This is a genomic window from Candidatus Afararchaeum irisae, from assembly GCA_034190545.1.
Lineage (GTDB): Archaea > Halobacteriota > Halobacteria > Halobacteriales > Afararchaeaceae > Afararchaeum > Afararchaeum irisae.
Window position 1 is genome coordinate 1 of the sequence record JAXIOF010000004.1, and the last position, 8,806, is coordinate 8,806.

The 8,806-nt window shown below is 56.5% G+C and carries 13 protein-coding genes; 12 read left to right on the top strand and 1 reads right to left on the bottom strand.

Going from position 1 to position 8,806, the window contains the following annotated elements; all coding sequences use genetic code 11:
- Window positions 1-137: 137 nt before the first annotated feature.
- From SV253_00975 to SV253_01015, 9 genes are all read left to right on the top strand, one after another.
- Window positions 138-1,364, top strand: a complete 1,227-nt coding sequence (locus tag SV253_00975; protein MDY6774659.1) for a hypothetical protein — start codon at window positions 138-140, stop codon at window positions 1,362-1,364.
- Between the two features lie 3 nt (window positions 1,365-1,367).
- Window positions 1,368-1,658: a hypothetical protein gene (locus SV253_00980; GenBank protein ID MDY6774660.1), complete on the top strand. Its 291-nt coding sequence runs from the start codon at window positions 1,368-1,370 to the stop codon at window positions 1,656-1,658.
- A 9-nt stretch (window positions 1,659-1,667) separates the two neighbouring features.
- The gene (locus SV253_00985; GenBank protein ID MDY6774661.1) at window positions 1,668-2,396 is read left to right on the top strand and encodes a ZIP family metal transporter; all 729 of its coding nucleotides are present in this window, start codon (window positions 1,668-1,670) and stop codon (window positions 2,394-2,396) included.
- Between the two features lie 68 nt (window positions 2,397-2,464).
- Window positions 2,465-2,893, top strand: coding sequence for a 30S ribosomal protein S12 (locus SV253_00990; GenBank protein ID MDY6774662.1), 429 nt, complete (start codon window positions 2,465-2,467; stop codon window positions 2,891-2,893).
- 1 nt (window position 2,894) lies between these two features.
- Window positions 2,895-3,449: a 30S ribosomal protein S7 gene (locus SV253_00995; protein MDY6774663.1), complete on the top strand. Its 555-nt coding sequence runs from the start codon at window positions 2,895-2,897 to the stop codon at window positions 3,447-3,449.
- 73 nt (window positions 3,450-3,522) lie between these two features.
- On the top strand, window positions 3,523-3,885 hold the full coding sequence (gene rpl7ae / locus SV253_01000) for a 50S ribosomal protein L7Ae (protein ID MDY6774664.1): 363 nt from the start codon (window positions 3,523-3,525) through the stop codon (window positions 3,883-3,885).
- Window positions 3,886-3,895: 10 nt separating this feature from the next.
- A complete protein-coding gene (locus tag SV253_01005; GenBank protein MDY6774665.1) occupies window positions 3,896-4,078 on the top strand; it encodes a 50S ribosomal protein L24e in 183 nt (60 codons plus the stop codon).
- The gene (ndk, locus tag SV253_01010) at window positions 4,079-4,534 is read left to right on the top strand and encodes a nucleoside-diphosphate kinase (GenBank protein ID MDY6774666.1); all 456 of its coding nucleotides are present in this window, start codon (window positions 4,079-4,081) and stop codon (window positions 4,532-4,534) included.
- A gap of 114 nt (window positions 4,535-4,648) precedes the next feature.
- Complete coding sequence (locus SV253_01015) at window positions 4,649-4,933, top strand: hypothetical protein (protein MDY6774667.1); 285 nt, start codon at window positions 4,649-4,651, stop codon at window positions 4,931-4,933.
- 33 nt (window positions 4,934-4,966) lie between these two features.
- Here the strand turns inward: SV253_01015 and SV253_01020 are convergent, their stop codons facing one another.
- Complete coding sequence (locus SV253_01020; protein ID MDY6774668.1) at window positions 4,967-5,941, bottom strand: hypothetical protein; 975 nt, start codon at window positions 5,939-5,941, stop codon at window positions 4,967-4,969.
- 262 nt (window positions 5,942-6,203) lie between these two features.
- Between SV253_01020 and SV253_01025 the strand changes: the two genes are divergently transcribed.
- The 3 genes from SV253_01025 to SV253_01035 form a co-directional block, all read left to right on the top strand.
- Window positions 6,204-6,329, top strand: a complete 126-nt coding sequence (locus SV253_01025; GenBank protein MDY6774669.1) for a hypothetical protein — start codon at window positions 6,204-6,206, stop codon at window positions 6,327-6,329.
- On the top strand, window positions 6,330-7,676 hold the full coding sequence (locus SV253_01030) for a transposase (protein MDY6774670.1): 1,347 nt from the start codon (window positions 6,330-6,332) through the stop codon (window positions 7,674-7,676).
- An 82-nt stretch (window positions 7,677-7,758) separates the two neighbouring features.
- Window positions 7,759-8,806, top strand: a 1,048-nt coding sequence (locus tag SV253_01035; GenBank protein MDY6774671.1) for a hypothetical protein, incomplete at its 3' end; no start/stop codon positions are given.

Sequence of the window (8,806 nt, forward strand, 5' to 3'; positions counted from 1 at the left end):
TCAGACGACGAGTACGAGGCTGTGAGGAAGGCGGCTGAGGAGATAACGGGTGAGGAGTTCGAGAAGAGAGCGGGTGGTGGCGAGGGCGAGTCTGAGCTTGCCGACAGCTTTCTCGACAGAGTCCTGGGGTGGTTCCGATGACAGACACGGAGCCTGGAATCGACTACGACACACAGAGGGGACGCGCCGAGATAGAGAGACAGCCCGTGCTCGCCCACTGTAACCATTACAACCGCTCTCTGCACCAGTACATAGAGGACCCCAACTACATCGACTCGGAGAGGGTCTTTCTCCAGTCGGCGGCTGAGACCGCATACCGCCTCGTCTCGGAGTACGTTGACCGTAACGACGCCTCAAGCGACGAGGCACTAGAGTTCGCCGAGGAGGTCTTCAGATTCACGGGACACGGCACAGTCGACTTCTCGGACGTGGGTTCGGGGAAGGTCGTGAGCCGTAACTCCCATTACGCGAGGGCGTCGAAGCTCAACGTCGGCGAGAGAGACGAGCCCGCGGAGTACTTCGACAAGGGGTTCATAGCGGGGACTCTCAAGGCAGCGGCTGTCTCCGACGGCTTCGACCTGAGACACGAGAGCTCTATCTCACTCGGAGACGGCGTCTCTGAGTACACCGTCGACGAGTCGGCGAGCTACGACTGGCTCGACAAGACTTCTCCTAACCCCCTTCCAGGCCTCGCTGAGCCTCCCGAGAGACAGGTCGAGAGCTCTGTCGACGAGGAAGAGGTCGTCGAGAACGTCCTCAGCCTCGGCGTCTCGGGGAACGACTCGGGTCTTATACCCTACTTCGGCGTCGAACTCACGTGGGGATTCGCCGACTACTACAACAAGTCGTCTTTCCGTTTCGAGAACGCACTCCTTGACCAGGCGGGAACCGTCGAGATCGCGACCGACATGCTCGTAGAGGCGGGACATATCTGTGGCTTCAACACGATGGGAGGCATAATGAAGTCGGAGGAGTGGAAGGCTGTCGTCGAGCCGATGACCGAGACGCGTGACGACTGGCTCCACGGCATCGTAGCCGTCATAAACGCTCTCGGCTGGGGAGTCTGGAGGGTCGACGAACTCATCCCGGATGAGCGACTCGTCGTCCACGTCTACGAGCCCTACGAGTCGGTCGGACATCTCAAGTGGTTCGGCGAGTCCGACCATCCCGTCGACTACCTCGCACAGGGGGTCGCGTCCTCGGTCATGAACCTCCTCTACCACGGAGACATAACCGAGGAGCCAGAGCTCGACGACTCCTTCTACGCGGATCTCTTCAGGGACAAGGAAGCCGGATTCACCGCGAGACAGACGTCGTGTGTCGCTATGGGCGACGACTACTCCGAGATAATCGTGGAGAAGTAGAAGATGTTCGACCCCCGAGAGATTAGGACGTGCGGCGACGACACGGCTTACGTCTACGAGACCCACGAGCCGGTCACCGAGGAGATACGTGACTGTCTCGAACCCGTGGGAGAGATTGAGAGACCTCTCGGGGAAGGCTCGTCTCTTCTGCGGATGGAGACGCCCGACTTAGTTGTCACCACGAATCTCGGGAAGAACGAGATCAAGCTCAGAATCAAGCCCGACGCCGACGACAACGTCAAGGAGAACTTCGAGTCGTGTCTCTCGGAGTACCTCGGTATCGACGGCTCATAGGTCGTAAAAATGGTCGATATAGACACCTTCACGTGGATAGCCCTCTTCGCTGTCGCGGCGATGGCGGTCAACTCGGTGGGCATACTCGCGATATACCGCTACAAGGACTGGGCGGAGAGGTCGAAGACCTACGTCATGTGTTTCGCCGCGGGCGTCCTCATAACTACTCCTCTCGTACTCGCACTCCCAAACGCTCTGAGTCAGAGCCCACAGGCGGGCTTCACCGCAGTCGGTGGATTCCTCTTCATGTTCTTCTCGAACAAGGTCATAAAGCACCTCACTGGGGAGGAGACACTCGCCTTCGGCGTCACAGCCGCACAGGGGATCGGAATACATTCTCTAGTCGACGGCGTCGCCTACACCGTCACCTTCCAGGTCAGCGTCCTCACGGGTGTACTCGCGGGAACCGGACTCGTCGTACACGAGTTCGCTGAGGGCGTCATAACCTTCCTCGTCCTAATAAAAGGAGGAATGAGTGAGAGACTCGCGGGTGTCTACGCCTTCGTTATAGCAGCACTCACGACACCCATAGGTGCATTCGTCGCGTATCCCTTCGTCAGCGCGCTCGGTAAGGGTAGCCTGGGTCTGATGCTCGGCTTCGTATCGGGGGTTCTCCTCTATGTCTCGGCGTCACATCTACTCCCCGAGGCTATGGAACACGAGAAGCCACACTCGACTCTAGCCCTGCTTTCGGGAGTCGCCTTAGCCCTCGTGATAGTCTTCACAAAGGGTGGCTAAGACGTTACGTCGCCTTCTTGCCCAGAACCGTTTCTCTTATATGGTTAGCCTAAGTAGGTCGTATAACCATGGGTAACGGTAAATACGCGGCACGTAAGATGAAGAAAGACCGCCAGAATCAGCGGTGGAGCGACTCGAAGTACGCCCGCCGCGCGCGCGGTCTGAGGGAGAAGAGTGATCCCCTCGGTGGAGCGCCTCAGGCTAAGGGTATCGTACTCGAGAAGGTCGGAATAGAGGCGAAACAGCCCAACTCGGCTATAAGGAAATGTGTCCGTGTCCAGCTTATAAAGAACGGCAAGCAGGTCACGGCTTTCGCACCGGGTGACGGTGCGATAGACTTCATAGACGAGCACGACGAGGTCACTATAGCGGGAATCGGTGGCTCTCGTGGTGGTGCGATGGGTGACCTTTCTGGTGTCAAGTACAAGGTCACCAAGGTCAACGGCGTAGCCCTCATAGAGATGGTGAGAGGAAACAAGGAGAAGCCGGTGAGATAGTATGGCAGAGCTATTCGGCAGATGGGAAGTCGACGAGATAGAGTACCGTGACAGGTCGACCGAGCCCTACATAAACATCACACCCGTCGCGAACACGATGGGTCAGCACGCCAACAAGCAGTTCGCGAAGAGGGAGGTCTCAGCGGTCGAGCGTCTCGCCAACCGTCTGATGCAGACACAGACTAACACGGGGAAGAAACAGAAGACTCTCAAGATCGTCCGTGACGCCTTCGACAAGATACACGACGAGACGGGCGACAACCCTGCACAGCTTCTCGTCTACGCCATAGAGAACGCGGGACCCCGCGAGGAGACTGTGAGGCTCAAGTACGGTGGGATCTCGGTTCCCAAGGCGGTCGACGTCGCACCCCAGAGACGTGTCGATCAGGCTCTGATGTTCATAGCCGAATCCGTAGCTAACGGAAGCTACAAGTCTAAGACCGACGCGAGCGATGTCTTAGCCCGCGAGATAATAGACGCCGCCGACTACGACGTCCAGTGCTCCTCCGTGAGCAAGAAGGAGGAGAAGGAACGCGTCGCCGAGGCAGCGAGATAACAGAGTATATAACCAGCATAGCTCTATAGACAACAAAGTAATGACGCGCTTCTTGCGCGGAACGAGGTAAAAAATGTCAGTATACGTAAACTTCGATGTACCAGAGGAACTGCAGGAGAAAGCACTAGAGGCTGTAGAGGTAGCCAGAGACACGGGCAGCATACGTAAGGGCACCAACGAGACCACGAAGGCTGTCGAGAGAGGAGAGGCAGATCTCGTCGTGATAGCCGAGGATGTCCAGCCCGAGGAGGTCGTTATGCATCTTCCGGCTCTGTGTGACGAGAAGGACGTGCCTTACGTCTATATCGACAGTCAGGACGACGTCGGATACGCCGCGGGTCTTGAGGTCGGAAGTGCCTCTGCCGCAGTAGTCGACGCAGGAAACGCCGAGGACGACGTCGAGAGCGTCGCCGAGGACATAGAGAACCTGAGATAGAGGGATCGCAATGGTAGAGACACACGACTGCACGTTCTGTGGCTCCGAGATAGAGCCCGGGACGGGCATAATGTTCGTGAAGAACGACGGCGAGATACTCAGGTTCTGCTCGTCGAAATGTGAGAAGAACGCCGAGATAAGAGCGTCGCGCGACGTCGAGTGGACTGCGACAGAGGAGGAGGCTCAGACGTAGATGGCGCGCCAACAGACCTTCCTGATGGTCAAGCCCGACGCCTTCCAGCGCGGCTTAGTCGGCGAGGTGATTTCGAGGGTCGAGGAACGCGGTCTCAAGATAGCCGCGATGAAGGTTCTGACCCCCTCGCAGGAACAGGGTGAGGAACATTACGCCGAGCACGAGGACAAGCCCTTCTACGACGACCTCGTCGAGTTCATTACGAGCGGACCCGCCGTCCCTATGGTCGTCGAGGGTGACGACGCCATAGACATCGTGAGAACGATGATAGGCGCGACCGATCCCGCCGAGGCGTCTCCCGGAACGATACGTGGCGACTACGCCCTCGACATAGGACGTAACTGCGTACACGCCGCAGACTCGCCCGAGAGTGCCGAGAGAGAGATATCGATTTACTTCGACGAAGATGAGATCGAGGAGTACGAGAGAATCGACGAGACGTGGGTCTACGAGTAGAATAGTTTAAGATATTCGGTTTTACACCGTACATAACTCTCGAATATAGCTTTTCACGGTGTGTGACAGTAGTCTGACATAGGTATAAGTGTAATCGGTACTAATTGGGTTTCGATGCCCGACATGAGTGTCACGGGTTCAGGCTCGAACGACCCGAGCCCCGACTTTGAGACAGTCCGTAAGATAGTCTACGACGAGGGTCTCACGGGCGAGGAGCTTACTGCGAGACAGATTCTTGAGTTAGTCAACGCGAACACTGACAGACGTGTCGAGGTATCTAGCTCCCACAAGATCGCGACCATACTCGGGTCGAACCAGAGCCATCCCGACCTCGTAATACGTGAGACAAGCCCCTACACTTACGAGTTCGGCGGAGACACAGGTGGAGACGGAGACTAATCCCGGTTCCGGCTCCGGTTCCGATCCTCAGTCTCACTCGCCGATCTGTGTGTCAGTGTACGCCGTGAGACGTATCTCGGGCTGTCTCACCGCCGTATTTCTCTGATTGAATGTGTGTGACAGTACCTCCGACTCACGCGGATCGAGGCTTCTCTTCATAAACGTGAAGTCGAGAACACGTGGGTACTCTCCCGCCTCCCTCACCAGAGCCAGAATCCCGAAGTTCTCGATCTTCTTCGATGACGTGTTAGCGACTGAGAGTCTTATCTCAGCGTCCGAGTCGGCGTCCCTGTCGATGTAGTATCCGTTTTCGTTTACTGAGGCTCTTATCTCGACGGAGTCGTTGAGTTCGGATACTGTCTGTCTCACGCCCTCAGAGTCGGCTGTCTCACGCCCAGACCCAGGGGAAAGACGTGTTCCCATGTCGAGGTACTGGGCTATCCTCTGAGCGTGTTCGACACGTGACGACGCAGCACGTATCCTGTCTTCTGCCTCACGTGCCGCGTCCTCGAACTCCATGTCGAGACCCACGCTGAGGTCGAAAGGCAGTCTGTCTCCGGGTTCGAGATAGACGCCTTCGAGATCCGTGTCGCCGCTCACGAGACTCTCGGCGAAGTAGTCGTCTAGAGTCTCCGCGCTTACCTCAATGCTGGAGCCGACAACGGGAGTCGACCCCGTGTTCTCGACCTCTCCGACTACTGTGTTTCCGTAGATACCGACCGTCTCGTTGACGACGTCGACATCTCCGGCGACGGTCTCTGTCTTACCCTCTCCATCGCCCGTCTCAGCCGTCTCTCCCGACTCCTCGTCTCGCTGTGAACCGTCTGTCCCCGACTCTCCCGTCCCCGTGTCGGAGTCGGTGTTGTTTCTTTCTCCGCCTATACCGGGCGCGCCCGTTCCCTCGGAGTTCTCCTCGCCCCCGTCTCCGAGACAGCCGGCTCCTGAGACTGCTACTGCGGCTCCCACAGAGACGAGAAAGCCGCGCCGAGTCGTGTCACGTTCGTCCATCCGTCACGGGTTAGACGGAGCACAGACTTAACTGTTTTCAGGCGCTAATCCCCCTTCCTCAACGAGCAACGCAGGCCGAAGGCCGAGTAGCACAGTAGGGAGGGGATACAGCGTCATCAGAAATCTCCTATTTCTGATTGGCAGTCAGATTCTGTCGGAATCTGACGACGCCCGTGATCGTCTTCCAAACACTCCGCGACGACTGGCCCACATGCCCACGTCAACCACAACCCTTATTTACACAACTTGTGTAAAGTATAGTGTGGCAACGCGAAAGAACATCTCCATCCGTGACGACCAGGAGGAGTGGATTCAGGACAACCACCTGAATCTCTCCTCATTCGTCCAAGAGAAACTGGACGAACTCATCGAAGAAAGAGAGTCATAGATGCATTACAACTACAAGTATCGACTCGACCCACCGGAAGCCCTCACCGAGACGCTTCTGCACCACATCGATACTTGTAGGCAACTCTACAACCACGTCCTCTACAAACTCAACGAGACAGACGAGATTCCAGCACGCTACGAGGTACAGGACACGCTTCCTGACCTCAAAACGTGGTGGAACGACCTGAACGACGTTCACTCGAAAGTGTTGCAGATGGTCGTCAAGCGCGTCTATGACAACCTGTCCACACTCAAAGCACAGAAGGAAAACGGACGTGCCGTGGGAATGCTGAAGTGGAAATCACCTCGGGAGTATCGGTCGCTCACCTACAATCAGTCCGGCTTCGAACTCAAGAATACGAGTGGTCGGCATGTCCTGTGGTTGAGCAAAATCGGTGAGATACCGATTCACCTCCACCGAGACATTCCCAACAATGCGACCATCAAACAGGTCACGGTCAAACAAGAATCCACGGGCGAATGGTTCGCCACCTTCGGTATCGACGTGGACGAAGACACTCCCGAGAAGCCGGAGAATCCAGAGCAGGTCGTTGGGATTGACGTGGGAATTCTCAAGTACGCACACGATACTGATGGAACCGCTGTCGAGTCACCGGACTTCTCCGCCGAGCGCGAGCGATTAGAACGCGCTCAACGTAGCCTCTCGCGGAAGGAACACGGCTCGAACAATTGGGAGAAACAGCGCAAGACGGTCGCTCGACGGCACGCCGACCTGAAACGCAAGCGGCGAGACTTCTTGCACAAACTCTCGAATTACTACGCCACCGAGTACGACTTGGTGGCCGTTGAGGATTTGGACGCGAAGGGACTGGTTGAACTCCCTGGCAACTCGCGCAACCGAGCAGGAGCGGCGTGGGGGAAGTTCCTGCGGATGCTCGAATACAAATGCGAGCGCGAAGGAACGCACTTCGTCGCAGTTGACCCGAAAGATACGACGAAGAAGTGTGCGTCCTGCGGTGTCAAGACGGACAAACCGCTGTGGGTTCGTGAACACTCGTGTCCATCGTGTGGGTTTGAGGCGGACAGGGACGCGAACGCGGCGTGGAATATTCTTTCTCGCGGTCTTGAAAAAGTAGGAGTGGGACACTCCGAATCAACGTCCCCAGAAATCGAAGATTTCTGGTGTGCGAACGAGACGCACGGCGTCTCGTCAACGTCCTCAGAATCGCTCTGCGATTCTGATGTGCGAACGAGAGCGAAGCTCTCGTTAACGCCTGTGGAGACTGCGCTCCCTACGGACACCGATTCGGTGTCTGCAAAGCGTGTCGTGGAAACAGGAAGCCCTACCCTCACCGAGCGAACCGCACCAGCGGTGAGCGAGTAGGGTGGGGTAGTTCACTATCCTTTCGAGCGATACGTAGCGGTAAGATTTTATGTTCTGTAACGTGGACATTACTTATCCAGAGATGAATCCTTCCACCTACGTGAGACGTCTGCTTCTGGTCTGTCTGGCTCTGGCTTTTATACTCACAGTCGTTACGGGGTCGGCTACGGCGTCGAGAAACCTGACTGATGAGAACTATGACGGCACTAGTAGAGTCATACAGTTAGACACCCAGAATTACACTGAGGTGTTTCAGGGGGAGGAGGACATAGTCTGGAAGCCAGACGAGGTTCCGAACGACATCTCAGTTCTGTACGGCGTCGATGGGGGGACTGCTGAGGGCGAGTCGCTCGGGGTATCGGGGGACTCCATACCACGTGGACAGGAGGTGGGACAGTACGCTGAGTCAACCGACGGAACCGGCTATAAGGCGAAGGTTACCACGCCCGAACTGACTCGTTTCGAGATATACAACGAGGGAATGGAGACAGTCGCAGGAAATGAAGTGGCTACTGACGAGTCGATACTCATAAGGGCTGACTGGAACTTCATGCGAGCTGAGGACATAGAGCTCACGGTTACGAGTCCGGCTGGCAACGACGTCACACGTGAGGTACTCGTCGAGAGCTATGCTAATCTCTCCGATCAACAGATAGACGAGCTAAACGCGACTGACCACTACAACGTCTCGACATCGACAGGAGAACCCGAACATGTCAGTAACCGCACACAGGGTCTCGGCAGAACGGGTCACAGTATAGGCGACTCCGTCTACTGGGGTCTCAACTTCACGGGAAGGGAGACGGGAAGCTACGAAATCACAGTCGAGGGCTCCGACGACCTCACCTTCGGTGAAGCGTCGTCCTCGGAGTCGCTGAGCGTAGTCGCCGAGAAGAACCCGTCTCTATCTCTCGGCTCCGACACAGCGACACAGGGAGAACGCGTCGGATTTACTGTCACGGAGTCCGACGACGGTCTCTACCACGCTGTCGCCCTCGGGAGGCGTGACATCGCTCAGGGATACAGCCCAAGAGAGGTCTTCGAACTCGTGGGCGACGAAGAGAGCGGTACAGTCAATATAGGGAATGAAGAAATTTTTTACCATGTAAATGATTATGCTTACTCATGGG